Origin of the sequence: Streptococcus criceti HS-6 (assembly GCF_000187975.2) — a bacterium.
GTDB classification, from domain to species: Bacteria; Bacillota; Bacilli; order Lactobacillales; family Streptococcaceae; genus Streptococcus; species Streptococcus criceti.
In genome coordinates, this window is the sequence record NZ_AEUV02000002.1 from 2069973 (window position 1) to 2094048 (window position 24076).

The window sequence follows — 24076 nt, forward strand, 5'->3', positions numbered from 1 at the left end:
ATCAGTGGTGCTGCTGCATCCAGCTTCGCAAATTTTGAACCAGTTGATCAGCCTGCTTTGCTGATTTCATAACCACTAGGATAGCATCATCGTCAGCAATAATGCTAAAAATTTCCTCTTGATAATCCTTGATTAAGAGGCGCTTCAGATATCTGGTATTCCCTGGTACGACAGAAATAGCAATCATCTGCTCCAAGCCTGTAACCTGTTCAGAAAGACTCGTGATATATTCACAAGCTTGCTGCAAGGGCGTCATCAGCTTGCGAGCTGATTCTTTGGAAAGGCCGTAAACATACTTGCCGGATTTACCTGGTACCTTGATAATCCCCAGATTATTAATATCGCGGGAAATAGTTGCCTGAGTTGACTTAAGACCGTGTGCTTCCAACTTAGCGACTAAGTCATGCTGGGTCTCGATTTCATTTTCCAAAACAATTTTGCGCAGAAGTTCTAAACGTTCATGCTTCTTCATTCTTTTTAAATTCCTCATGTGCTTTTTCTACAGTTGATACAATCGCAGTTTTAACCAAATTTTGGGCCTGAGCTGACTTTTCTAGGCAAATCAAAAATTCAATATTGCCGTGACCTCCCTGAATAGGGGAAAAATCTATCCCTTTAATAGTAAATCCGTAATCTGGGGCAGCATCTGTTACCGCCTCTAGGACAGAACGGTGAATGGCTTTGTCTTTGACAATCCCGTGCTTGCCAATTTGAGAACGACCAGCTTCAAATTGAGGTTTTACAAGGGCAACGACCTTATCGCCCTCACTCAAGAGACCAGTCAGAGCGGGGAGAATAAGATTGAGGGAAATAAAGCTGACATCAATACTGGCAAAATGAGGCAGTCCCTGCTTAAAATCTTCAGCCTGAGCATAGCGGAAATTATACTGCTCCATGCTGACAACCCGAGGATCCTGACGCAGTTTCCAGACCAACTGGTTGGTGCCGACATCAACTGCATAAACCAAGTCAGCTCCATTTTGCAGCATAAGGTCGGTAAATCCACCTGTTGATGCTCCAATATCTATGGTTGTTAGGCCAGTAACAGAAAGGTTAAAAACCTGAAGCGCCTTTTCTAATTTGAGACCGCCACGACTGACATATTTGAGCTTTTGTCCTTTGAGCCGAAGTTCTGTATCATCGGGAATCTTTTCTCCAGGCTTATCAAAACGCTGACCGTCCAACAGGCTTACAACCAGACCAGCCATGACCCCTCGCTTGGCCTGCTCCCTAGTATCAAAGAGACCTTGCTTATAAGCCAGAACGTCCACTCTTTCCTTAGGCATAAAGACGCAACCTTTCTAGTATTTCTAAAATCTTATCAGGTATGAATCCCTTATCTGCTTTTAATTTTTGGAAAATTACCTCTGCACGATCTAAAGAATCATTCAAGATGCGATAGGATTCATCCAAGCCCAGCAAACTAGGGTAGGTCGCTTTCTGAGCCGTCAGATCTTTCTGTGGGGTCTTGCCCAAGTCAGCAAAAGAAGCCGTCAGATCCAGAATGTCATCTCGAACCTGGAAGCTTGTCCCTACTAAAAGGCCAACTTTCTCCAGTTTTGCTAGAATATCAGAATCCTGCTCGGCTATTATGCCAGCCGCCTTAAAGGGAAAGGCCAGTAATTTACCGGTCTTATGGCTGTGAATAGCATAGACCTGTTCAAGAGTCAGAGCTTGCTCCTCGCCTTCAATATCCAGCATTTGACCGCCGACCATACCGAAAGTTCCGGCAGCTTGAGACAATTCGGCAATCAAGGCCACAATAGTCTCAGACTTCAAATCCGTCTGAGTTATGAGACCGTAAGGGTCAAGAAAAAGGCTGTCTCCTGCTAAAATAGCCGTTGCCTCATCGAACTGCTTATGATTAGTCAAACGCCCCCGTCGGTAATCATCATCGTCCATAGCAGGCAGGTCATCATGAATTAGGCTACCCGTGTGAACCATTTCCAGAGCAGCTGCAACCTGATAATGGGATTCTTTTAGGGTGATACCAAAACCTTCCAGAGTTTCCAATAAAATCAGGGGACGAATTCGCTTGCCACCCGCATGGATAGAATAGAGAATGGCCTCCTGCAATCTATTAGAAACCGGCCCTTGCTCATAAAATTTAGCTAGGGCAGCATCAAGTTTTTCGCGTTTAACCATTATTTTCCATTTCTGTCTCTGTACCATCAGCCTGCATGACCTTAACCAAGGTCTTTTCAGCATCCTCTAAAGTTTTTTGCAAATCTTTAGAGAGCACCATTCCTTTCTGGAATTCTGCAATGGCTTCTTCCAAAGGTACATCACCGTTTTCTAGCTTAGTGACAATTGCCTCTAAGTCCTGTAAATTTTCTTCAAATGTTTTTTTCTTGCTTGGCATTTTCTACCTCTACTTCTACGTGGCCATCCTTCATCTGCAAGGTCAGCTGATCACCTTTCTGGATATCTTTAACACTGGTAATCGGTTTATTATCTTTTTGAACAATGGCATAGCCCCGAGCCACAATTCTACTGGTATCTAAGGAAATGAGGGCATCCTGTGCTTTCTCAAAACGAGCTAAAAGACTGTCATATTGATTGGCCATATTGGCCTTGAGCAAGCGTTCTTGCTGGGACAATCGCTCTTGTAAACGCTCCAAGCGGGCAAATAAATCTAAACTAGTCAGTCGCTGACTGAGCAAGCCTTGCTCCTGCTTGGCCTGACCTAGGCGATAGCGCATCTGGCTAGTTAAATCAGTCGTCAAGCGATCCAATTTTTGACTGTGAGCGTCGTAGAGCCGCTCAGGCTGCCGAAAGATAACCGATTGATTGAGTTTGGTCAATCTATCGATTTCTTGCCGGATTCGCCGGTTGGTGGCTTGGTAGGCCCGCTGACCAGCCTCGCGCAGCCAAGCCAGAATATCTGCCTTGGTAACTGGAGTTGCTAATTCAGCCGCTGCCGTTGGAGTAGCTGCCCGTCTGTCAGCAACATAGTCTGCCAAGGTTGTATCGGTCTCGTGACCGACACTAGAGATGACTGGCAGCCGAGATTCAAAGATAGCCTGAACCACAACTTCTTCATTGAAGGCCCAGAGATCTTCGATAGAGCCGCCTCCCCGGCCAATAATTAAAATGTCGAGGTCAGCTCGCTGATTGGCTGCCGCAATAGTTGCAGCGACAGACTGAGCACTGCCTTCTCCCTGAACTTTGGTTGGAAAAAGGAGAATCTCCACACCTGGGAAGCGTCGACTGACGGTTGTGATAATATCACGAATAACGGCCCCGCTGGCACTGGTGACCACACCAATTTTCCTGACAAATTGAGGTAGGGGCTGCTTATGCTCAGCTGCAAAATAGCCAGCCTGAGTTAACTTTTTTTTGAGTTGTTCAAACTGAACAGCTAAGGCTCCGATACCATCTGGCTCAGCCCGCTCAATAATGATTGAATAGGAACCATTGGGCTCATAGAGCTGGACACGGCCAACAACATTGATCTTCATGCCTTCTTCTAACTCAAATCCCAGCTTGCGAAAGACCCCTGCCCAAATGGTTGCCTGAATAACAGCCTGCTCATCCTTGAGCGAAAAGTATTGATGGTTGGGCCGCTTACGAAAATTGGAAACCTGCCCCGTCAAATAAACCCGTTCCAAATAGGGATCGCGGTCAAACTTTAATTTTAGATATTTAGTCAGGGAACTGACCGACAAATAATCCGACAAAAGGCTACCTCCGACCTGCTTAAAAGAGCAAATGTTAGTTTATATTATAGCAAATTTTAGTTAGGAGAGCTATAAAAATGTATATTATCGAACTTCAGAAGGAAAATATAGTAGAAAATATACAAAATAGGCATTAAAAAGGTCAAGCAAACGATTTTACTCAACCATATCTTTTATTAGGAGCTCCTCGAAGCCATAATAAGAAGACTGGACAAGTTTTGCCCAGCCTCTTTACACCATTTTTATAATCTTATTCCGATTTTGTAAAGGCATTGTCTTTATCGTATTTATATTGGCTGTAATCTGGCTTTTGACCATTCTGGACATCCCATTGGATGGGATAGAGGGTCTTACCATCATTGCTGAACTTATAGCCTAGCTCATAGCCTAACCCTTGGGTTGATTGTCCTGGGAAAACATTACCAGACGAATAAACGATTCTAAAAGTAGTATCGTCGACTGGTAAGGTTGAAGTGATAGCACCAGAATTCTCGGTATAGCTACCGTCACTTAGCTCGGTATTAACAGTTACTGTACCGTCTTCTTCAAAGGTCAAGGTAATGGTAGCTCCGCCTTGGGTCCCTGTCCAAGTCCCAATTAAATTTTTAGGGAGTAATTCATCATCACCCAGTCTATTATCAGGATCTGGTTTAGATTCCGTCTGATTAGATTTTTGCTGAAAGGCAGCCTTAGCCGCTGCCTCATTTTTAGCAGCACGGTGGGAAGCATTGAAATGGAGAACAAGAAAAAGTATTAACAGAATTGTCCCGACAATCGAAGCTGTCAAGGTAATGGTCTGCTTCTTTTTCTTTTGCTCATAGACCCTTTGAAATTGTCTATCGTAATGAATTTTTTGTGCCATCTGTTTCTCAGCTGTCACATATTTTTGGTAATCGCCCCTTGCTCGGTCCAAGAGGAATTGAACCTCTTGACGGGATTGATCATCCTCAGCTGTGGCCAAGGCTTCTTGCAGACGACTTATGCGATCTTCCAGTTCCTTTTTGACACGGGGATTGCCCAATCCCTGAATACCACTTCTACCGATACCCCGTCTGTAATCATCCTCAAAATTTTTCATCTGGTACCTATTCCTTTTTCCATGGCTTATTTTCTCATATTGTAACCTCTTTCAGAAACCTTTGTCAAGATAATACTGTCAAAGGTCAGCGTCAGTGACCAAAAATTTTAGCCCAAGACGATATCTAAAGACATTTTACTAAAGCCAAATATGATAGAAATGACCACCATTAAGCTTTCCTAACAAAAAAGATTAGGGCTGGCCATTCGCTCTACAAGCAAAACAGCAGCCCTAATCCTATTTAATGTTTAAAAGCGTCAACAAGGACTTGAAATTCCTCGTTGGTCAGAGTGACGCCCTTGCCCATTTTGGTATGGTCAGGACTCCAAGCGCGAATGTCGTACTTGGCAGGGGCACCGTTAAAACTAACACGATTAAGTTCTTTGGTCCAACCCCTATCATTTTCAGAGAGGACCAAAAGTTTTTCTTCGATTTCAAATGTAAATTCTGCCATCATATTTCCTTTCTACTATAAAAGAATAAAATCGCCCAGCAACTTCTAGTCTAGAACATGCAGACGACTTCATTTATTTATTCGTAAACGACCAGTCAGATTAATCTCAAGCTCGGACAGTCTTGCTGGAACCATCTTTTTGGTAGAGGTTAACCAAACCTTCCTTGCAGGCACGGACCATATCGCCCGGCTGAACCGTCTGAGGAACCGTGATAGTCAAAAGTTCCATTGGATTTGGTGCTCGGTCAATTTTATTTCCCTCAGCATCGTGGAGATCTTCGATATTGGTTTCAAAATGGCGGAAACCTGGACCGTAAAATTCAACACGATCCCCTTCCTTGATAACATTACGCTGACGAATGGTAGCTGTCATCGTTTTTGCATTAAAGGAAACGACCTCAGCGATAAATTTATATTGAGGAATCTTGCGGCGAGCACCAAAGAGCTGCTCGTTTTCTGTAGGAGTACCGTAATAAAAACCTGTTGCCAATTCACGTTGGGCAACCTTCCAGAGTTCATCAATCAAATCATCCTTGATGGCTTCAAATTTTGCTGGGCTCTCCATATAAGCATCGACTGCGGCCTTATAGCAGTTCGTTACAGTTGAAACGTAATGGATCGATTTCATCCGGCCTTCAATCTTTAAGCTATCAACACCGTTTTCAATCATGTCAGGAATATGTTCAATCATGCACATATCAACCGCTGACATAGAATATTCTTCAGGAATTTCCCCCCTGAGGCTGCGACGCTCCTGACCGAATGGCATATCGTAGAGGTCATATTTCCAGCGACAGGACTGTGAACAGCCGCCACGATTGGCATCGCGGTGACTCATGTGGTTAGATAAGGTACAGCGACCTGAATAAGAAATACACATAGCACCGTGGACGAAAGCTTCGATCTCAACATCAGTCCGATGGCGAATTTCTGCCAACTCTTCCATATTGACCTCACGCGCCAAGACGACACGAGTCAGGCCATAATTGCTCCAGAATTTAAAAGTTTCGACATTGGTAGCCGACGCTTGGGTCGACAGATGAATATCCAATCCCGGTGCTTCTGTCGCACAGATTTCAATCAAGGCCGGATCCGATACGATAACGGCATCGAGGCCCATATCACGCAACTGGCGGAACCATTCGCCAGCCCCTTGTTCATTGCCCTCATGCGTTACCATATTAGCGGCCACATAGACCTTGGCCCCGTGTTCATGAGCAAAGTTAATGCCTTCTTGCATATCCTCCATACTAAAATTGCCAGCGCGGCTGCGCAGTCCATACTGCTGGCCGCCGACAAAGACTGCATCAGCCCCGTAGAGAACGGCCACTTTTAATTTTTCTAAAGTCCCTGCAGGTGATAAGACCTCAGGACGTTTTTTGATACTTATTGACATAATCTATCTCCTAGACAAGCTGTTAACCATCGCCTGTCATTATTCATTTTTTAGCTCTTTTATTCTAAAGCAAATCCCCCTAAAAATCAAGGAAATAAAAAGAACCAAACTAACTGGAAAAACAAAGTGATCTAGCAAAAAAGAACCTAGCTTTCCACTAGATTCCAAGCACTTTATCATTAATTTTCATGCAGATAGCTAGCTACCTTGAGGTCACCAACGCTAATCTTCACAACAAGTTATTTTGGTTTTTTCCGATTCATCAGCTGTATAATTATTATGACAACTAATGCTGTAACAGCTCCCGTAATGCAATATTCCATAGTAACCTCAACAATTCAGTAAATAGTTCACTCCTCCACCAATTCCGCCGGCAACTGCACCAATAAATCCATTTGCAACACCACAAGCAAATGCACCTGTTACAGTCCCTACACCAGGACAAACGGCAGTTCCACCCATTGCTCCTGCCATCGCTCCTTCAGCGGCACCGGTGGCTGCTCCGGCAAGTCCACCATTACCTACGGCATCGTTGAAGCCTTTCCAACTAAAGCTCCCACCTTCAACGTTAATCAAATAGTTACTACCTGCTACTTCAAAATCATCAAATGCCATTGAATCCAAACTCATTGTATTCATAAAAAATTATATGGTCATTCTAACACTTAAAATTTACTTATCAAGGAAAATTAGAGTGATTTTGTAATCTTTAACACAAATAGTACTCGTTTAAAAATAAATGACAATCTTTCTGATAATTATAACTTCGTTTCTTCTGAAAGGCTAAGTTAATTTTGCTATTTTTACAAGACGATCACTGACCAAAGACAAAACCAGCTATTTTTCATTCCTAAATCATGCTATAATGATTTCCATGACCAAGGAAAATCTGCTTAAGGGAGAGCGCATCGATCAGCTCTTTTCTACCGATGTTAAAATTATCCAAAACAAGGAAGTCTTCAGCTACTCTGTCGATAGTGTCTTGCTGTCACGCTTTCCAAAGTTCCCGTCTAAAGGTTTGATTGTCGATCTCTGCAGCGGCAATGGAGCAGTTGGCCTCTTTGCCTCCACCCAGACTAAGGCCAAAATCCTAGAAATTGAACTCCAAGAGCGACTGGCTGATATGGGACAGCGTTCAATTGCACTCAATGGGCTAACTGAGCAGGTCACCATGATTAATGATGACCTAAAAAATCTCATGAACCACGCGCCTCGCTCCAAAGTGGATCTTATCCTCTGTAATCCTCCCTATTTCAAGGCAACCGAAACCTCCAAGAAAAATGCCAGTCAACACTATCTTCTGGCCCGTCACGAGATTGCAACCACCCTAGATGACATCTGTCATATCAGCCAGCAAGCTCTCAAGACTAAAGGCAAACTAGCTCTTGTTCACCGACCAGACCGCTTCCTTGAAATCATGGATACCTTGCAAAAGTACAAACTGGCTCCCAAACGGATCCAATTTGTCTACCCAAAGGCCAATAAGGAAGCTAATATGCTTTTGATTGAAGCTATTAAAGACGGCTCTATCGACGGTATGAAGTTCCTACCCCCACTCATTGTCCATAAAGATAATGGTGACTACACTGATAAGATTCATGACATTTACTTCGGTAAGGATCACAAGGCTTATATGTATGTGTTGGAATGTGCTGACGGCAGTCTCTACACCGGCTACACTACTGACTTGGACAAGCGAATTGCAACTCATAATGCTGGTAAAGGCGCCAAATACACCAAGTCCCGTCTCCCTGTTAAACTTATCTACTCGGAAACCTTCAATCATAAAAATGCGGCTATGAGTGCTGAGGCTAAATTTAAAAATAAAACCCGTCAGCAAAAGATAGCTTATATCAAAGAACATGAAAGATAAGGCAAGTAACGCATTGTCACCTAAAAATAATAATACCAAGGCTGAAGGCTAGGACAACCGTTCTGCCTTTTTTCTACCATTTGTCAAGCCTATCAGGGTTTTAGACAAGAACTATTTTTAAGACAGTAGTCATTTTAAGGCTATTGTCTTTTTTTTGTGATTTAATAACTTCAAAACAATACATAAAAGCAACACTTAATTTTGTCATTTTGTATTGTTCTAGATTTACCAGATTGACGTGGTTGTTAGGAGTAAGGCTTGTTGGCTAGGCCTGCTTAGCCTTACTCATACATAGTCCAATGGACTACTGCTGATTGGTTTTCTGTAACTGGCGCTTCTTAGTTTTTAAGCGTCCACATTAAACAAACCATTCATTGGACTGTTAAAGTACCACACAAGTAGTAGCGGTCAGCCTAAATAAATGTGATGAATAGGTGCTTATTTCCGACCTCAAAAGGTCCCACAAGCCTTTTGAGCTGGACGGAGATGGACGACGAAATCAAATTCTTCGAATTATAACTGTCTGTCCTATTCCCACTTTTATCCGTCAAAATCAATTATTCTATGCTAAATAATAACTTAAACCATTGTAAAAAGAGTCGGGAAATGTTAAGATTGTTTGAAGTTAAGGGTTATTGTTTTAAATAATTTTTAACCAGTAAAATTATCACTTTTTAAGGAGAGTCAAATGGAAAGAAAATTACATTACAAACTCCACAAGGTCAAAAAACAGTGGGTAGCTATTGCTGTATCCAGTGCTAGTTTGTTAACTGGTATGGGTCTACTAGCAGCAACTGAAGGGCGAGTCTCTGCCGATGAAGTAGCTGCTACGGCCGAGCAAGTCACCACCCCAAATCCTGTACAAAGTACGACACCCCCTGCTACTGAGACCGGCTCAATAGCTAATACGACTGAGACACCAGCTGCTACAGATCATCAAAATACTGCAGTTGTATCATCACCATTAGCAACTTCTGAGCCCGTCCAAGCTGACACTACTACTGTTGCTCCTGTAGAAGAAACGGCTGAGCAACCTGCTCTATCAGAAAATTTTGAATCAACTGCACCTCAAGCTCAGGCTCCATCAGATCTACAAGTAGTAGCTGAGGCTGACAAAGTAGCTGTAACTGGATTCCACTCTGATGACCAAGGCAATTGGTATTATGCTGATCAAAACGGTCAAAATGTTACAGGGCTTAAAGACATCGACGGTGCCCCTCACTACTTCTATGAGGATGGGAAGCAAGCCAAAGGCGTTGATGTTCAAATTAATGATAAGACCTATTATTTCGACCAAGATAACGGTCACATGTGGAAAAACCGTTTCCGACTGGCTGAGGTGATTAGTTTCCCTCGAAGGAGCCCAGAAGACAAGTGGGTTTATTACGGTGCTGACGGTGCTCGTGTCACTGGTAAACAAATCATCGATGGCAATGAGTATTACTTTTCTAGCACTGGTCAGGAGTATAAGGGGAAGACTCTCCGTAATGAGGATGATTCGGTTAGTTACTATGATAAAGACACCGGTATCAAGGTCAAAAATGGCTGGGGATATGCCAACTTTAATTATGCCCCAGTAGGACCCAGCCTTACCTACACCATGTACTTTGATGCTGATGGTAAGGCTGTGAAGGGTTTCAAAGAAATCGACGGTAAACTCTATCATTTCACTGAAAATGGCTATCTTATCGTTAGAAATGTTTATAGGCCTACTTCAGCTACCACTAATTCTTACGACTCTCTACCGCTAGTCTCTGTTTATAACGGTAAAGCTTATACTCCTGATAAACATGGCGTTTTGACTGAAAATACAGAAGTCAAAAACCAATGGGTAGAGCTGGATGGTCAGACTTACTATGTGGATGCTGATGGTAAATTAGCTTCTGGTCTTCAAGAAATCGATGGAAAGACCTACTATTTTGGTACTGTTAAAGAATGGCAGTATAATGCCCCAGCGAAAGTAACAGGCAACGACAATGTTATGTACCATGGTGAGGTCTGGTTTGAAGCAAATGGTCAACCTCACTACCATATCCCAACAAATAAGTATGATAACCATGATAATAGCTACCGTCTTTATTTCGGTAAAGATGGTAGTGCCGTTAGCAATCAATTTATTCAAGTAGGCGACGTTTACAAATACTTTGGTAAAGACGGAAAGGCTCTTACTGGCTTGCAAACCATCGATGGAAAAACTTACTATTTCACTGAAGATGGTAGCCAAGTCAAAGGTAAATTGATTTCTACGCTCAAGGGAGAGCGTTATTACCTTGATGCTGACAGTGGCGAAACTAAGGCAAACTCCGATATCACTATTGATGGAGTAACCTATCACTTTGATCAAAATGGCCTTGGTACTGTTACAAACTATCCTGCAAGATCAAATCAACTGGTCTTCTACCGCCTTTATGCTCCATCTGGCAGTGTCTACAGCCATACACCTGAAAAAGCTTACTACAAAAATCCATCAACAACTACCTTTACCAGTGATTTTTATTACTTCGATGAAAGTGGTAAGGCCGTAACGAATCGCTTTGTCGAAGTGGATGGAAACACTTATTACTTTGGTGCTGATGGTAGAGGGGTGACTGGCAATCAAACGATCAATGGTCAGGAGTATATTTTTAATCCTGATGGCACCCTAGCTAACTAACAGGTTGTCATAACCGATAAGGTCACGCATTTGACATCTATAAAACAAAGATACTGGGCAAGACTTGTTCAGTATCTTTGTTTTGGAATAAACTCTGGGCGCAGTGGTTGGGAGTAAAACTTGTTGGCTAGGCCAAGAAATCTTACCCCTAAGGTCATTAGGTTCTTTAACACCAATGAACCGCTTTACCGCAAGGCCTCTGCCTGTGTTCTCAAGGTATGCTTATAGGTTTTCCAGTCATTATCTGACATCCCTTATGGACGCTGAACATTATAATCTTGCGCAAAAGTCGTGTCTTTGATCTCTTCTTTCCATTGAGGATCATTCCCCAAAAGCCGAAACTTCCCCTGACCTGAATCCCATGCGTTCTGAACTTGAGCAGAACCTGCCTTTATAGCCGCATCTAAGGCTTCAATATCTGAAAAGAGAGCGGGTGAGGAAGCATGGAAAGCTAGGAGTTTTTCCAGCTTCTCCTCTAATTTTTGCTTGGACTCTTCAAGTCCGCTAATCAGGCTATGTTGCTGATCCATCGCAGCATGCTTGTTTTCCGATGACACTTATTGTGATAACGGGCCTTTTCTCCCTTAAATTGATGATGGGGATGGGCGGCATTGAATTCATGGGGTCAGTGACACAAAGAGATTGTCCCTAATCTATAATTTGACGGAGGTACTTGTCTTTCTTGGCAGCTGTTTTATCAATAATGTCACCATAAGTATAATTTCGAACTAGGCCATCTTTTATGAAAAACCTGACATATTCTACGCCTAATTTATTACCTCTATAGATATAGCAACTGCTAAACCTATTACCATCATCATAGTTTTCTTTCACATATTTTTCAGTATCAAAATAGTCAGTCTTATCATCTAATCGATCAAGAGTTCCACCTTCGTTATCATTATCATTATAATATAGTTCTTCTGCTCTTGAAGAATCCATAACCTTTTCATCAGGGTTCCCAAATTGATTTACCAAATCTTGTTCTGTCGTTTTATTTCTAATAATGCTATCATGAATCTTAGTTACTGTTAGTTTGCTAGACATTTTGGTTTGATTGTTTTTATGAGTTTTAGAAACATTGAGTAGACCGCAAGAAACTAGGAAAATTGATACAAATACCACAGTCAGAAGTTTAATTATTTTCTTAAATGTCATTACCTACTCCTTCAATCTATCGTTCGCATCCACTTCTGACCTATCTACATCAAAGTAGTCAGGTTGGTTCCTTCTTCTATCTGGATTATTCCAATTTTTCCCAACCTCTTTTCTGACCTTGGGATCATATTTTGAAACTGGGTCTGAATCGAGAGCACCATGGTGCTTTCCTTTACCCGAACTCTCCGCATAGTTGACGCTGTTGCCGTCCACTAACTGCATCTCCTCCTCTTTGGTGTAAATTTTATTGGATTCGAAATTTTGCTGATGTGTTTGATGTAAAATACTTGTCTTCTGATAAATCTCTGGGGAAACCTGAACTTAAGCACCAATAGTTTCTCTGAGATACTTATCTTTCTTGGCAATATTTTCATCTGTAATATCACCGTCAAACACGTAAGAGAGAACTTTATCATCCGAAATAAAAAAGTACACTTTTACACCAGCTAGTTCTTTTCCCTTATACTCATAGTATCCATCAATATTCCATTTCTTTAGAATAGCAGAACCATGATCAGCTTTCACTGTATCCCAATAATCTGTGTTGTCTTCTAAAGCTACATTGATACTTCCTTCATCATTATTGATTTTGTCAAATAAATCTGTAGCTTTTTTAGAATCTGTCTCAACTCTATCGGGCTTCCCATATAATTTTTCTAACTCTTTGGTTGATGTTTTTCCTACAATGACAGTATTATGAATTCCAGTCACGGTTAAGTCAGAATTTGAGAAGTTTAACCTTTTAACCACAGTGCAGCTCCCAAGTATACCTAAGCTCAAGCACATCACTATTATTATCATCCATTTTCGGTTTTTAAACTTCTTAGTCATTTTTCAACCTTTCATTTGCGTCTTTTTCCGATTTATCAGTATCAAAATAATGAGGAGCACTTTCTTTACCTTCACCTGTAACAGGACTCTTCCACTTACTACCAACCTTATTTCTCACTTCGGGATCATATTTTGAAACTGGGTCTGAATCGAGAGCACCATGGTGCTTTCCTTTATCCGAACTCTCCGCATAGTTGACACTGTTGCCGTCCACTAGCTGCATCTGCTCCTCTTTGGTGTACTGCTTATTTGGATCCGAGTTGACATTGCCGTTCTCATCTATCTCATAGGCATTCCACTGGGTGACCAGATTGCCATTTTTATCAACCACAAACTCGGTGTAAAAACCGTCGCCTGAGCTGACATACTTAGAATTCTCGCCATATTTTTCGAAATGGTCCTTATAATCCTTGGGCTCTCCCTGATACTTATTGTGATAACGGGCCTTTTCTCCCTTAAATTGATGATGGGGATGGGCGGCATTGTATTTCTTAATCCGCTCCAAATCATTGGCAGCCTCCGGATAAGCAGCACGCAGGGCATCGTTGTTCTTCTTATCCATATAGTAGCGGAACTGGTGCGTCTCCTGCGCACGGGTGAAGTCTTGACTGCCTTCTTTAAGATTTGTCGGCAGACCCTTGGGATAGGCACCTTGCACAATGTCGGAGAAGGTATTATCGAAATCAAGGGCATCGTCCATGTTTGTCGTAAACTTGTAGGCACCTTGCTGGTCACTGTCCGTGATTTTCATGTTAGTCATCTGCAGGAAGCCATTTTCATCAACCTTGGCTCCAAGCACCTTATAAATCATATCCAAGGTCTTTTCCTGACCTTCTTAACGGTCACTTTACGTCGAAAGTCGTAAACAACATTAACCTTTGAGTTTGCTAGAATCTAAGATAAAGGGATATACTTAACAACGCTTTTATTCTATAATTTGGCGGAGGTACTTATCTTTTTTGGCGATAGATTTGTCTGTGATATCGCCAAAGTGGTAATACCGTACAAGATCATCTTTGATATAAAATCTAACAAACTCTAGCCCTAAGTCATTACTATGATAAATATAACAACTATCATAAAACGAATCATCACTGTAATCTACTTTAACATATTTTTCAGTTTTGTAGTAGTTAGTATTATCGTCCAGTAAATCAAACATACCTCCCTCTTGATCCTTGTAGTTATCATAGAGCTCTTCAACTTTAGATGAATCGTGTATTTTTTTTCTTGGTTCTCCAAATAGTTTGACGAGTTCCTCTTCAGTTGTCCGTCCTCTAACCACATGGTCATGAACATTAGTGACTGTTAATGCCTCTGAACCCCCTTGATTATTTGTTTCAGTGAGACTGCAAGAAACTAAAAAGATTGACACAGATACTGCAACCAGGAACTTAATTATTTTTTTTAATGTCATTGTCTACCCCTTCAATCTATCGTTTGCATCCACTTCTGACTGGTCTTTATCATAGTAATCCGGTCTACTATTGTCGGTATCCGGATTATGCCAGTTCTTTCCGACCTCTCTTCTGACCTTAGGATCATATTTTGAAACGGGATTAGCGTCGACCTTATCATGATAATCACCCTCGGCGTTCTCCGCATAGTTGACACTGTTGCCATCAACTAACTGCATCTGCTCCTCTTTGGTGTACTGCTTATTTGGATCCGAGTTGACATGGCCGTTCTCATCTATTTCGTAGGCATTCCACTGGGTGACCAGATTGCCATTTTTATCAACCACAAACTCGGTGTGAAAACCGTCGCCTGAGCTGACATACTTAGAATTCTCACCATATTTTTCGATATGGTCCTTATAATCCTTGGGCTCTCCCTGATACTTATTGTGATAACGGGCCTTTTCTCCCTTAAATTGATGATGGGGATGGGCGGCATTGTATTTCTTAATCCGCTCCAAATCATTGGCGGCCTCCGGATAAGCAGCACGCAGGGCATCATTGTTCTTCTTATCCATGTAGTAGCGGAACTGATGGGTCTCCTGGGCACGGGTGAAGTCTTGACTGCCTTCTTTAAGATTTGTCGGCAGACCCTTAGGATAAGCGTCTTGCACAATGCCGGAGAAGGTATTATCGAAATCAAGGGCATCGTCCATGTTTGTCGTAAACTTGTGGCGCCTTGCTGATCACTGTCCGTGATTTTCATGTTAGTCATCTGCAGGAAGCCATTTTCATCAACCTTGGCTCCAAGCACCTTATAAATCATGTCCAAGGTCTTTTCCTGACCTTCTGGGGTATCCTTGTAGGCAACGGTCATCATCTTATTAAAGAGAGCAGAACCAACAATATGGGCATTATTGAAGTACTCGCCCAGCTGAGCGGCAATGCTCATCTCCTTATTAGGATCATAAGATGCATTAACCGTATCGATATAGCCGTCCTTGATGGCCTTCTTGGTCCAGCCGTCTTGCCGTAAGGCCTCTGCCTGTGTTCCCAAGGTATGCTTATAGGTTTTCCAGTCATTATCTGACATCCCTTCTGGACGCTGAACATTATAATCTTGCGCAAAGGTCGTGTCTTTGATCTCTTCTTTCCATTGAGGATCATTCCCCAAAAGCCGAAACTTCCCCTGACCTGAATCCCATGCGTTCTGAACTTGAGCAGAACCTGCCTTTATAGCCGCATCTAAGGCTTCAATATCTGAAAAGAGAGCAGGTGAGGAAGCATGGAAAGCTAGGAGTTTTTCCAGCTTCTCCTCTAATTTTTGCTTGGACTCTTCAAGTCCGCTAATCAGGCTATGTTGCTGATCCATCGCAGCATGCTTGTTTTCCGATGACATCTTACTGGAACTGATATGGCTCAAATGGTCCTGAGCGGCATCAATCTGACTGGAAAGCATAGCGATATCTGCTCGGAGCTGAGATTCTTGGAGACTTTCTGGCGCTACTTGTGAAGAAAAAGCTTTCGGAAACTTGGTCACAGCTGCCTTAACTTTCTCAGATAACAGACGGCCTCCTGCTAGCAGGGTGAGAACATCAGAACTGACTAAGTCCCTAGCGGAATCGTAAGCTGCCCCTTTTAAATCTTCACTGGAGTTGACGAAGTTTTGGAGGGCTTGCTCTAAAACATCATAGGCTTCCAACTGACTATCAATCATTCTTCCCGTACTATCTGCCTGTGACTGCGATAGGTCAAGATACATGTCTACACTCATGGGGTTCTCCTTAAACTGTCTTTTATAAACTTTTAATCGTTCCGGCTGCTCCATTATCTGCAGCTTCGAAACCTGAAGCAACACTGAGAGCGGTTGATCAAATCTATTAACCTATGCCAGTCAACATTGATTAGTTCTCTGTCTCATTCTTATGATAGTCTTTAAGAAATTCTTCCCGAGAATTCGGAATCTTTTTATCCGATTTGTGAAAATAGTAGCGCTTTGATCTTATCTCTAGGTAATAGCCTTTTTTGCTATACTGTAGAGTAGCAGGAGTTGAGTCCTTAAAAATATCATTATGAATACTTCTGTAAGTCTTGCTCTTAAAGTCATTTACAGTCTCAAACGTTAATAAAGTTTCTTTGCTATCCCCCAAGAGAAAATCTTCACCTTCTTTTTTGTAAGAACTTTCAAAAAGAGCTAATTGGGGATAAATTGGGTCTTCCTCACCCTCTTTGGCGTCATTCAAATCATCCTCAGTTTTATATTTTGAAGCATCGTCTCTGAAATCAACACAGGTATCCTCATCTACCAGTTTAAAGTACATACCATCATCACGGCGGTAGGTTTGCCCTATTTTAAATGAGGTAACTCCCTGCTTTTGATCAATTATTTTTTCAATAGTTTGTTTATCGCAGGCTGCCAAAAATAAAGAGCAAAACAAGAACAGTCCTAAAATATATTTTTTCATACGACGAATTATCAAATGAAGTGCAACGATTTTCCATAAAAGATTTCATAAGGTGTTTTCCAGTCAACTGATACTAGTCTTTACTCTCACCCTTGTGATATTCATTCAGAAATTCTTCTCGAGAATTCGGAATTTTTTTGTTCGATTTGTGGAAATAGTAGCGCTTTGATCTTATCTCTAGATAATAACCTTTTTTGCTGTAGTGGAGTTTGGTGGGGTCTGTATTTGAATAACTTTCCTCATTTATCCATTGATAGGTCTGATTTTTAAAATCCTTGACTGTGTCAAAAGTCAACATGGTTTCTCTACCGCTCCCTATAACTACAGTCTTTCCAGTTATGTGATAATTATCCTGATAAAGTGTCAACTGAGGATAAATAGGATCCTCCTCCCCCTCATTGGAATCGTTCAAATCATCCTCAGTTTTATACTTTGAAGCATTGTCTCTGAAATGAACACAAGTATCCTCATCTACCAGTTTAAAGTACATACCATCATCACGACGGTAGGTTTGACCCATTTCAAATGAGGTAACCCCCTGCTTTTGATCAATTATTTTTTCAATAGTTTGTTTATTGCAGGCTACCAAAAATAAAGAACAAAACAAGAACAGTCCTAAAATATATTTTTTCATACACATTTTCCCCCTTAATTGAACTAATAACTCTCAATCATACCACGAAATTCATCCGCTTCGTTATTGACACGATCACGAGAACTCATTCCATTCTTACTATAGCTACCTTCACTATTCCAATAGCTGTCATCCCAACTCTTTTCGTCACCTTCTCCTTTTGTGACAGCTGACTTAAAATCTTCCCAGCCTTCATGGATAGCTGTTTTAAGATCATTGGGGGCATAATATCCTTTAGTTTTTGTTTTACGATAGCCAGGATCATATCGTCCGATAGCATTATTTCCATCTAGTTTTTCATGCAAATCATCATTTTTCTCCGCATAATTAAAGCTTGCACCATTAATTGTTCCATTATCGGTGCGACCTTCTGGATCAACTTCATTCAAAAAATTACCATTTTGGTCAACAATAAATTCCGAGTGAAAACCTATTGTTACTTTATAATTGGCCTTAGAGCCTTCAGGATAACTAGGCTTTCCTTTCTTGTCAAATTTTACTTTATTATGTGCTCTAGAAGACTCACTTAAACTATACTGATTGTCACCATTTCCTTCTTCCATGGTAGAGAGGTAAGCAGCCAAGGCCTGTTCATCCGTCATCCCGCTTTCTCGGTAATTATCCCGAATATACTGCACCTGTTGCTGCGAAATCACGTAGCGGAACTGATGAACCTTTAAAATCACTCTAACTCTTCTGGCTGATAGTCGTACTGGGCTAGAAAATCATCAATTGAATTGGGGATTTTTTTATTTGTTTTGTATAATGTAAAGTCACCATTTTGAGCTTTTTCATTGTATCCTCCATCCTCTTTGGCGATTATGATTGCTCTGTCGTTTTTATTTTCCTCATCTAATTTCTTAGATGCTATCACTTTATCTTTAACATGTTTGGCATCTTTAAACTCAATTTTCTGTGTTCGTATCGGTTTTAGTACATAATTGTTCCCCTTTTTAGAATATTCACCTTCTGTGAAATAAATATAAGGGTAGAACGCATAGCCATCTTCACTTTTTTCTTTGATGTCTTTTTCAGTATATTTACTGCCCTCAATCATATATACATAATGTTTACCATCAATAAATTTCAGATAAAATCCATTGGGATCTTTAGACTTACCACTTTTGTAAGTAATCCTAAATTCTAAATTTTTAGCTTTTTCTAGATGGACAGCTTCTGACTCATTCGACTTTACACTCGTCTTCGGTGTTTTTACCTGACAAGCGCCTAAGAATAATGTACACAATAACATGCAGAATATAAGATGCTTTTTCATGACTCACCTACCGAGGTAACTTCTCCGGCTGATACTCGTACTGTTTCAGAAAGTCCTCAATCGAATCTGGGATTGCTTTATTTACTTTATAAAGGGTAAAATAATTTTCTTGATTGTTTTCAGCATAAGCACCATCTTTTTTGGTAAGGATAAGTATTCTGCCAGCATTCGCTCCTTCATCTAATCTCTTGGAAGCTATAATCTTATCCTTAACATGCTCAGGATTTTTAAACTCCACATCCATAGTTTTTGTAGGTGTCAAATTTAAATTATCTCCATCCTTCGTGTACTGGCCCTCTGTGAATAAAACATAGGGATAAAATCCATCTCCTTCTCTATTAATGTCATCTATCTCTTCTTGGGTATCATGGCTATAATCCTTCATATAAACATAGTGTTGATTATCCACGAATTTTATATATGACGCATTAGAATCTTTAGAATCACCAATTTTATAGGTAATCCCAATTTCTAGGGTCTTAGCTTTTTCTAGGTACACTGGCTCTAATTGTTTAGGCTTGGCAGACTTTCCAGAATTTTTGACCTGACAAGCTACTAATAAGAAGGTACATAGTATTATACAAATGACAAGATATTTTTTCATGATTCACCTACCAATGCAGCTCCTCTGGCTGATAGTCGTACTGATCTATAAAATCCTCAATAGAATTGGGAAGGTTCTTATTTATTTTGTAGAGAGTCGAGTAGAAACCTTGATTATTTTTTGCGTAGCCCCCGTCTTTTTTAGCAATAGTGAGTGTTACACCAGCATTAGCTCCTTCATCTAACCTTTTAAAAGCGATAACTTTATCGTTTACATGCTGGGGATCCTTAAACTCAACCCTCTGTGTCCGCGCCGGCTTTAGTACGTAATTCTCGCCTTCTTTGGAATATTCCCCTTCTGTAAAAGAAATATGTGGATAAAAATGTTCCCCATCACCACTTTTTTCCGCAATATCTTTCTTAGTATAGTGACTGCGATCATTCATATTAACATAATGTTGATCATCAACAAATCTAATATAGGAGCCATTAAGATTTTTAGAGTCACTAATTTTATAGGTAACCCCAACTTCTAGGTTCTTAGCTTTTTCTAAGCGGACTGTCTCTGATCGTTTAGGCGTGACTGACTCTTCAGACTTCTGCGCCTGACAGGCTGCGAGTAAGAAAGTACATAGCACCATACAAATAACAAGATATTTTTTCATGATTCACCTACCAATGCAGCTCTTCTGGTTGATAGTCGTACTGGGCTAGAAAGTCATCAATTGAATTTGGGAGTTTTTTATTTACTTTAAATAGAGTAAATTCACCGTTTGATTGCTTTCTAATATAAACACCACCCGTGGTGCTAGTTAATTTCAAAATACAATAAAAAGCCCAAAAGGACTATACTGTAAGTGCCTAAACAAACAGGAGGTTAGTCCAAATGAGCCACTTACAGTATACTGCTAAATCTCATCACTTACAATGGAATTTGAAGCAATTATCAAAAATATGCCATCAGCTCTATAGGGATTATTGTCCTTACTCTTTCAAACATCGTCATAATATCAGTTTATCTAAGGTTTCAGATCAATCGCTATTGGTTTTGCTTATTTTACAAGCTGAGCTAGGTATTAAATCACAACGACACTTCTATCGTCTCTGTCACTTATTTCCTTGCGGCTAACTTCTTGAAAGAAGTCGTTTTAACCGACGAGCAAGACAGTTGGTTTGGTTAGTTCAAGTCATTAGACAAGCCATGAATACTCAAATTTCTCCTGATACTATCGCTATTATAGATAGCTTTCCCTTACCACTTTGTCAACCTGTCCGTAACTGTAGAACACGTATTTTTAATGATTTGGCAGACATTGGTTACAATGCTTCTAAACATCTTTGGTTCTATGGATTCAAAGTACATATGCTGGTCACTTTATCAGGCTATATTCTGAATTACGTTGTGACCCCTGCCTCAGTACACGATATTAGGACGGTTGATGACTTACTAGAAAATTGCCGACAACCTTATATTTTAGCAGACCTAGGCTATCTTAGCAGGGAACTTAAAGACCATCTAATTCAAAAAGGCTATCATCTATGGACTCCTTTGCGTCAAAACATGGCAGGAGCTAAACAACATAATCATTGGAAATTGATGGCTATGAGACGAACCATTGAGACACGCTTCTCCGAGCTTTGCGCTCTTTTTGACGTAGAACACACACTGACTAGAGGTTTAGCAGGACTGCAGTTAAGACTTGAGCAAATTATACTTACTCACAACCTGAGATACTTTGAGATTAACTAGCACCACGAGTAAACACCATCTTTTTTTTCTATTGCAAAAACATCCTGCGGATCACTATCCTGTATTTTTTGGGTCGCAATAATTTTATCTTTAGCATGCTTGGCATCTTTGAACTCAATTTTCTGTGTCCGCGTTGGTTTTAGTATATAATCATCACCATCTTTAGAATACTCTCCTTCTGTAAGAGAAATATAAGGATAAAAATGGTCACCATCACCGCTTTTTTCTTCAATTTGTTTTTCTGTGTACTGACTCTCATCAAGCATATAAACACAATGCTTATCGTCAATTAATTTTATGTAAAAAGCATTAAGGTCGCTGGACTTACCTATTCTATAAGCGGTGCCAATCTTTAATTTCACAGCTTTTTCTAGGTGCACTGGCTCTGATTGTTTAGATTTAATAGACTTTTCAGGCGTCTTCGCTTGACAGGCTACTAATAAGAGGGTACATAGTACCATACAAATGACAAGATATTTTTTCATGATTCACCTACCAATGCAGCTCTTCTGGCTGATAGTCGTACTGGGCTAGAAAATCATCAATTGAATTTGGAAGGTTTTTACTGATTTCATAAAGAGGAAGGTTACGATTTTGAGACTTTTCAATGTAACTGCTACCTTCTTTGACAATGGTAACTGAGCTATCGTTTTCAGTTTCCTCGTAGAACTTCTTGTTCGCTATAACGCTATCTTTAACATGCTGAGCATCCTTAAACTCGACTTTTTGTGTCCGCATTGGTTTTAATATATAATTATTATCCTCTTGAATGTACTCCCCTTCTGTAAAGTAAATATAGGGATAGAAATAGCCCCCATCACCACTTCTTTCCGCAATTTTTTTTTCTGTATAGTGACTATCATCATTCATATAAACATAGTGTTGATCATCAATAAATTTTACATAAAAAGCATTGGGATTCTTAGAAGCACCAATCTTGTAGGTAATCCCAACTTCTAGGTTCTTAGCTTTTTCTAAGCGGACTGTCTCTGATTGTTTAGGCTTGGCAGACTTTTCAGGATTTTTCACCTGACAGGCTGCTAATAAGAAGGTACATAGTATTATACAAATGACAAGATATTTTTTCATGACTCACCTACCATCTCTTTAAACTCATCTTTTTGAGCCTTCTCTCTTTCATACGTTGACTCATCCCCGTCAAACCCATAAATTTTATCTTCAGAATCTTTGTACCGCTCCTTATCTGGCGATAAAAAAGTATCCCCATCGTTCTCACGCATAGTGTCGCGGTACTCAGGGTCATAGAACTTCGGTGCATTTTCATCCAAGCGCTCATGGGCCTTCTTATCTCCATCATCCGCATAATTAAAGCTGGCTCCGTTGACCACACCGTTTTGGTTCTCTGAAGCATCCTTTTCAGGGTCAATTTCATTGACAAAACTGCCATCTTCACTGATGATAAATTCGGTGTGGAAATCTTTAGACAAGATTTTATAGTTAACCTGTTTCTTACCACCAGGGTAAGTTCCCCTTTCGGAGACTTTATTATGAAAACGAGCGGTATCATCGAAATCATAGCTAGATTTATGACCATCGTTAAGGTAAGCAGCTAGGGCTTGTTCATCACTGATATCATTCCCATACCTTTCCCTTGCCCAGTCCCGTACCCATTGCGCTTGTTGGGCTGAGATAACATAGCGAAATTGGTTGACTCGCTGTTTGAGAGCCTCATTGCCGCCGGGAGCTCCCAATGCCCTAGCATTTGATTTGAAGGTTCCATCTTTTTTCTCTTCCAAGTCATCCGGATAAGCCGCCTGCACCGTTTGGGCGAAGGTATCCCAAAATTTATCATGCGGAGCTAGACTGTCAGACATTTTATCCAAAATAGCCCGTGTCTGCTCAGCACTGCCATTCAACTCTTGAGGCATGCCGGTGTAGGTCATGGCTATGTTGAGCAGCGTTTGAGCCTTTTCTGGTCTTTCGTTGGCATCATAGCTATTTAATTTACCCGCATCAATATTCCACATAGTGATGAAGATATCACTGCCGAAGGTATGAACGGTCTCATAGTAACTCTTTAGTTGTGTGTCGACACTGCCATTATTTGTCGAATAATGGTCATTCAAATATTGGATGTAGCCATCCTTAACGGCATCTTCTGTCCAGCCGTCTTGCCGTAAGGCCTCTGCCTGTGTTCTCAAGGTATGCTTATAGGTTTTCCAGTCATTATCTGACATTCCTTCTGGACGCTGAACATTATAACCTTGCGCAAAGGTCGTGTCTTTGATCTCTTCTTTCCATTGAGGATCATTCCCCAAAAGCCGAAACTTCCCCTGACCTGAATCCCATGCGTTCTGAACTTGAGCAGAACCTGCCTTTATAGCCGCATCTAAGGCTTCAATATCTGAAAAGAGAGCAGGTGAGGAAGCATGGAAAGCTAGGAGTTTTTCCAGCTTCTCCTCTAATTTTTGCTTGGACTCTTCAAGTCCGCTAATCAGGCTATGTTGCTGATCCATCGCAGCATGCTTGTTTTCCGATGACATCTTACTGGAACTGATATGACTCAAATGGTCCTGAGCGGCATCAATCTGACTGGAAAGCATAGCGATATCTGCCCGGAGCTGAGATTCTTGGAGACTTTCTGGCGCTACCTGTGAAGAAAAAGCTTCCGGAAACTTGGTCACGGCTGCCTTAACTTTCTCAGATAACAGACGGCCTCCTGCTAGCAGGGTGAGAACATCAGAACTGACCAAGTCCCTAGCGGAATCGTAAGCTGCCCCTTTTAAATCTTCACTGGAGTTGACGAAATTTTGGAGGGCCTGCTCTAAAACATCATAGGCTTCCAACTGTCTATCAATCATTCTTCCCGTACTATCTGCCTGTGACTGCGATAGGTCAAGATACATGTCTACACTCATGGGGTTCTC

The 24076-nt window shown here is 41.0% G+C and carries 27 protein-coding genes and 2 pseudogenes; 3 read left to right on the plus strand and 26 right to left on the minus strand.

Annotated features, from left to right (window positions below):
• Position 1: 1 nt before the first annotated feature.
• The 9 genes from STRCR_RS09615 to STRCR_RS09655 form a co-directional block, all read right to left on the minus strand.
• Positions 2-472, minus strand: a complete 471-nt coding sequence (locus STRCR_RS09615; protein ID WP_004228949.1) for an arginine repressor — start codon at positions 470-472, stop codon at positions 2-4.
• The gene (locus STRCR_RS09620) at positions 459-1286 is read right to left on the minus strand and encodes a TlyA family RNA methyltransferase (protein ID WP_004227115.1); all 828 of its coding nucleotides are present in this window, start codon (positions 1284-1286) and stop codon (positions 459-461) included. Before STRCR_RS09620 ends, STRCR_RS09615 begins: the two co-directional genes overlap by 14 nt.
• Positions 1279-2145, minus strand: a complete 867-nt coding sequence (locus STRCR_RS09625) for a polyprenyl synthetase family protein (RefSeq protein ID WP_004226645.1) — start codon at positions 2143-2145, stop codon at positions 1279-1281. The genes STRCR_RS09620 and STRCR_RS09625 overlap by 8 nt, the downstream gene beginning before the upstream one ends.
• Positions 2138-2362, minus strand: coding sequence for an exodeoxyribonuclease VII small subunit (locus STRCR_RS09630; RefSeq protein ID WP_004230022.1), 225 nt, complete (start codon positions 2360-2362; stop codon positions 2138-2140). The genes STRCR_RS09625 and STRCR_RS09630 overlap by 8 nt, the downstream gene beginning before the upstream one ends.
• Entirely contained in the window at positions 2337-3680 is a 1344-nt protein-coding gene (gene xseA, locus STRCR_RS09635) for an exodeoxyribonuclease VII large subunit (protein ID WP_004229509.1), read from the minus strand. Before xseA ends, STRCR_RS09630 begins: the two co-directional genes overlap by 26 nt.
• Before the next feature lie 250 nt (positions 3681-3930).
• The gene (locus tag STRCR_RS09640) at positions 3931-4758 is read right to left on the minus strand and encodes a hypothetical protein (protein ID WP_004227821.1); all 828 of its coding nucleotides are present in this window, start codon (positions 4756-4758) and stop codon (positions 3931-3933) included.
• A 241-nt stretch (positions 4759-4999) separates the two neighbouring features.
• Positions 5000-5212: a YdbC family protein gene (locus STRCR_RS09645; RefSeq protein WP_004227200.1), complete on the minus strand. Its 213-nt coding sequence runs from the start codon at positions 5210-5212 to the stop codon at positions 5000-5002.
• 106 nt (positions 5213-5318) lie between these two features.
• Entirely contained in the window at positions 5319-6608 is a 1290-nt protein-coding gene (locus STRCR_RS09650; protein WP_004225838.1) for a peptidase U32 family protein, read from the minus strand.
• Positions 6609-6938: 330 nt separating this feature from the next.
• Complete coding sequence (locus STRCR_RS09655; protein WP_040804632.1) at positions 6939-7247, minus strand: hypothetical protein; 309 nt, start codon at positions 7245-7247, stop codon at positions 6939-6941.
• A gap of 235 nt (positions 7248-7482) precedes the next feature.
• On the opposite strand from STRCR_RS09655, the gene STRCR_RS09660 reads away from it, so the two are divergent.
• Both STRCR_RS09660 and STRCR_RS09665 read left to right on the plus strand, forming a co-directional pair.
• Positions 7483-8481 carry a GIY-YIG nuclease family protein gene (locus STRCR_RS09660; RefSeq protein WP_040804636.1) on the plus strand — a complete coding sequence of 333 codons (999 nt, stop codon included), beginning with the start codon at positions 7483-7485 and terminating at the stop codon, positions 8479-8481.
• Between the two features lie 688 nt (positions 8482-9169).
• On the plus strand, positions 9170-11134 hold the full coding sequence (locus tag STRCR_RS09665) for a KxYKxGKxW signal peptide domain-containing protein (protein ID WP_004228487.1): 1965 nt from the start codon (positions 9170-9172) through the stop codon (positions 11132-11134).
• Positions 11135-11388: 254 nt separating this feature from the next.
• Here the strand turns inward: STRCR_RS09665 and STRCR_RS09670 are convergent, their stop codons facing one another.
• The 14 genes and pseudogenes from STRCR_RS09670 to STRCR_RS09735 form a co-directional block, all read right to left on the minus strand.
• Complete coding sequence (locus STRCR_RS09670; RefSeq protein ID WP_004227012.1) at positions 11389-11664, minus strand: hypothetical protein; 276 nt, start codon at positions 11662-11664, stop codon at positions 11389-11391.
• A 118-nt stretch (positions 11665-11782) separates the two neighbouring features.
• The gene (locus STRCR_RS09675) at positions 11783-12292 is read right to left on the minus strand and encodes a hypothetical protein (protein ID WP_004225899.1); all 510 of its coding nucleotides are present in this window, start codon (positions 12290-12292) and stop codon (positions 11783-11785) included.
• A gap of 3 nt (positions 12293-12295) precedes the next feature.
• Positions 12296-12514: a DUF3114 domain-containing protein gene (locus STRCR_RS09680; protein WP_004229952.1), complete on the minus strand. Its 219-nt coding sequence runs from the start codon at positions 12512-12514 to the stop codon at positions 12296-12298.
• Positions 12515-12613: 99 nt separating this feature from the next.
• Complete coding sequence (locus STRCR_RS09685; protein WP_157769179.1) at positions 12614-13123, minus strand: hypothetical protein; 510 nt, start codon at positions 13121-13123, stop codon at positions 12614-12616.
• On the minus strand, positions 13116-13934 hold the full coding sequence (locus tag STRCR_RS09690) for a DUF3114 domain-containing protein (protein ID WP_004227031.1): 819 nt from the start codon (positions 13932-13934) through the stop codon (positions 13116-13118). Before STRCR_RS09690 ends, STRCR_RS09685 begins: the two co-directional genes overlap by 8 nt.
• A gap of 114 nt (positions 13935-14048) precedes the next feature.
• Positions 14049-14540, minus strand: a complete 492-nt coding sequence (locus tag STRCR_RS12155) for a hypothetical protein (RefSeq protein ID WP_003048892.1) — start codon at positions 14538-14540, stop codon at positions 14049-14051.
• Positions 14541-14543: 3 nt separating this feature from the next.
• Positions 14544-15236 (minus strand): DUF3114 domain-containing protein, encoded by a 693-nt coding sequence (locus STRCR_RS12350; protein ID WP_081478777.1) that lies wholly within the window; start codon positions 15234-15236, stop codon positions 14544-14546.
• Positions 15237-15721: 485 nt separating this feature from the next.
• A pseudogene (locus STRCR_RS12355) lies at positions 15722-16348 on the minus strand (T7SS effector LXG polymorphic toxin); the annotation flags it as partial.
• Positions 16349-16424: 76 nt separating this feature from the next.
• Complete coding sequence (locus STRCR_RS09710) at positions 16425-16985, minus strand: hypothetical protein (protein ID WP_004230086.1); 561 nt, start codon at positions 16983-16985, stop codon at positions 16425-16427.
• A 73-nt stretch (positions 16986-17058) separates the two neighbouring features.
• Positions 17059-17619 (minus strand): hypothetical protein, encoded by a 561-nt coding sequence (locus tag STRCR_RS09715; protein WP_004227443.1) that lies wholly within the window; start codon positions 17617-17619, stop codon positions 17059-17061.
• A 23-nt stretch (positions 17620-17642) separates the two neighbouring features.
• A complete protein-coding gene (locus STRCR_RS09720) occupies positions 17643-18305 on the minus strand; it encodes a DUF3114 domain-containing protein (protein ID WP_004228311.1) in 663 nt (220 codons plus the stop codon).
• Positions 18302-18895, minus strand: a complete 594-nt coding sequence (locus STRCR_RS09725; RefSeq protein WP_040804641.1) for a hypothetical protein — start codon at positions 18893-18895, stop codon at positions 18302-18304. Before STRCR_RS09725 ends, STRCR_RS09720 begins: the two co-directional genes overlap by 4 nt.
• Before the next feature lie 7 nt (positions 18896-18902).
• Positions 18903-19499 carry a hypothetical protein gene (locus STRCR_RS09730; RefSeq protein ID WP_004226011.1) on the minus strand — a complete coding sequence of 199 codons (597 nt, stop codon included), beginning with the start codon at positions 19497-19499 and terminating at the stop codon, positions 18903-18905.
• A 7-nt stretch (positions 19500-19506) separates the two neighbouring features.
• Positions 19507-20103: a hypothetical protein gene (locus STRCR_RS09735; protein WP_003048910.1), complete on the minus strand. Its 597-nt coding sequence runs from the start codon at positions 20101-20103 to the stop codon at positions 19507-19509.
• Between the two features lie 221 nt (positions 20104-20324).
• Between STRCR_RS09735 and STRCR_RS09740 the strand changes: the two are divergent.
• Positions 20325-21188 (plus strand): annotated as a pseudogene (locus STRCR_RS09740) (IS982-like element ISScr1 family transposase).
• Here STRCR_RS09740 and STRCR_RS09745 read toward each other — a convergent pair.
• From STRCR_RS09745 to STRCR_RS11405, 3 genes are read right to left on the minus strand one after another with little or no spacing between them, the layout of a single operon-like run.
• Positions 21185-21673: a hypothetical protein gene (locus STRCR_RS09745; protein ID WP_004227813.1), complete on the minus strand. Its 489-nt coding sequence runs from the start codon at positions 21671-21673 to the stop codon at positions 21185-21187. The pseudogene STRCR_RS09740 and the gene STRCR_RS09745 sit on opposite strands and share 4 nt — an antisense overlap.
• Before the next feature lie 7 nt (positions 21674-21680).
• The gene (locus tag STRCR_RS09750; protein ID WP_004227598.1) at positions 21681-22277 is read right to left on the minus strand and encodes a hypothetical protein; all 597 of its coding nucleotides are present in this window, start codon (positions 22275-22277) and stop codon (positions 21681-21683) included.
• Complete coding sequence (locus STRCR_RS11405; protein WP_004229329.1) at positions 22274-24067, minus strand: DUF3114 domain-containing protein; 1794 nt, start codon at positions 24065-24067, stop codon at positions 22274-22276. The genes STRCR_RS09750 and STRCR_RS11405 overlap by 4 nt, the downstream gene beginning before the upstream one ends.
• Positions 24068-24076 lie beyond the last annotated feature (9 nt).

Bases quoted from the DNA above. Each gene is read 5' to 3' on its own strand.
- STRCR_RS09620 (WP_004227115.1), bottom strand. From the start codon at position 1,286: ATGCCTAAGGAAAGAGTGGACGTTCTGGCTTATAAGCAAGGTCTCTTT.
- STRCR_RS09655 (WP_040804632.1), bottom strand. From the start codon at position 7,247: ATGAATACAATGAGTTTGGATTCAATGGCATTTGATGATTTTGAAGTA.
- STRCR_RS11405 (WP_004229329.1), bottom strand. From the start codon at position 24,067: ATGAGTGTAGACATGTATCTTGACCTATCGCAGTCACAGGCAGATAGT.
- STRCR_RS09665 (WP_004228487.1), top strand. From the start codon at position 9,170: ATGGAAAGAAAATTACATTACAAACTCCACAAGGTCAAAAAACAGTGG.
- STRCR_RS09725 (WP_040804641.1), bottom strand. From the start codon at position 18,895: ATGAAAAAGCATCTTATATTCTGCATGTTATTGTGTACATTATTCTTA.
- STRCR_RS09625 (WP_004226645.1), bottom strand. From the start codon at position 2,145: ATGGTTAAACGCGAAAAACTTGATGCTGCCCTAGCTAAATTTTATGAG.
- STRCR_RS09730 (WP_004226011.1), bottom strand. From the start codon at position 19,499: ATGAAAAAATATCTTGTCATTTGTATAATACTATGTACCTTCTTATTA.
- STRCR_RS09640 (WP_004227821.1), bottom strand. From the start codon at position 4,758: ATGAAAAATTTTGAGGATGATTACAGACGGGGTATCGGTAGAAGTGGT.
- STRCR_RS09750 (WP_004227598.1), bottom strand. From the start codon at position 22,277: ATGAAAAAATATCTTGTCATTTGTATAATACTATGTACCTTCTTATTA.
- STRCR_RS09675 (WP_004225899.1), bottom strand. From the start codon at position 12,292: ATGACATTTAAGAAAATAATTAAACTTCTGACTGTGGTATTTGTATCA.
- STRCR_RS09685 (WP_157769179.1), bottom strand. From the start codon at position 13,123: ATGACTAAGAAGTTTAAAAACCGAAAATGGATGATAATAATAGTGATG.
- STRCR_RS09650 (WP_004225838.1), bottom strand. From the start codon at position 6,608: ATGTCAATAAGTATCAAAAAACGTCCTGAGGTCTTATCACCTGCAGGG.
- STRCR_RS09615 (WP_004228949.1), bottom strand. From the start codon at position 472: ATGAAGAAGCATGAACGTTTAGAACTTCTGCGCAAAATTGTTTTGGAA.
- STRCR_RS09670 (WP_004227012.1), bottom strand. From the start codon at position 11,664: ATGGATCAGCAACATAGCCTGATTAGCGGACTTGAAGAGTCCAAGCAA.
- STRCR_RS12350 (WP_081478777.1), bottom strand. From the start codon at position 15,236: ATGGACGATGCCCTTGATTTCGATAATACCTTCTCCGGCATTGTGCAA.
- STRCR_RS09735 (WP_003048910.1), bottom strand. From the start codon at position 20,103: ATGAAAAAATATCTTGTTATTTGTATGGTGCTATGTACTTTCTTACTC.
- STRCR_RS09710 (WP_004230086.1), bottom strand. From the start codon at position 16,985: ATGAAAAAATATATTTTAGGACTGTTCTTGTTTTGCTCTTTATTTTTG.
- STRCR_RS09630 (WP_004230022.1), bottom strand. From the start codon at position 2,362: ATGCCAAGCAAGAAAAAAACATTTGAAGAAAATTTACAGGACTTAGAG.
- STRCR_RS09660 (WP_040804636.1), top strand. From the start codon at position 7,483: ATGACCAAGGAAAATCTGCTTAAGGGAGAGCGCATCGATCAGCTCTTT.
- STRCR_RS09680 (WP_004229952.1), bottom strand. From the start codon at position 12,514: ATGCAGTTAGTGGACGGCAACAGCGTCAACTATGCGGAGAGTTCGGGT.
- STRCR_RS09690 (WP_004227031.1), bottom strand. From the start codon at position 13,934: ATGATTTATAAGGTGCTTGGAGCCAAGGTTGATGAAAATGGCTTCCTG.
- STRCR_RS09715 (WP_004227443.1), bottom strand. From the start codon at position 17,619: ATGAAAAAATATATTTTAGGACTGTTCTTGTTTTGTTCTTTATTTTTG.
- STRCR_RS09645 (WP_004227200.1), bottom strand. From the start codon at position 5,212: ATGGCAGAATTTACATTTGAAATCGAAGAAAAACTTTTGGTCCTCTCT.
- STRCR_RS12155 (WP_003048892.1), bottom strand. From the start codon at position 14,540: ATGACATTAAAAAAAATAATTAAGTTCCTGGTTGCAGTATCTGTGTCA.
- STRCR_RS09745 (WP_004227813.1), bottom strand. From the start codon at position 21,673: ATGAAAAAATATCTTGTCATTTGTATGGTACTATGTACCCTCTTATTA.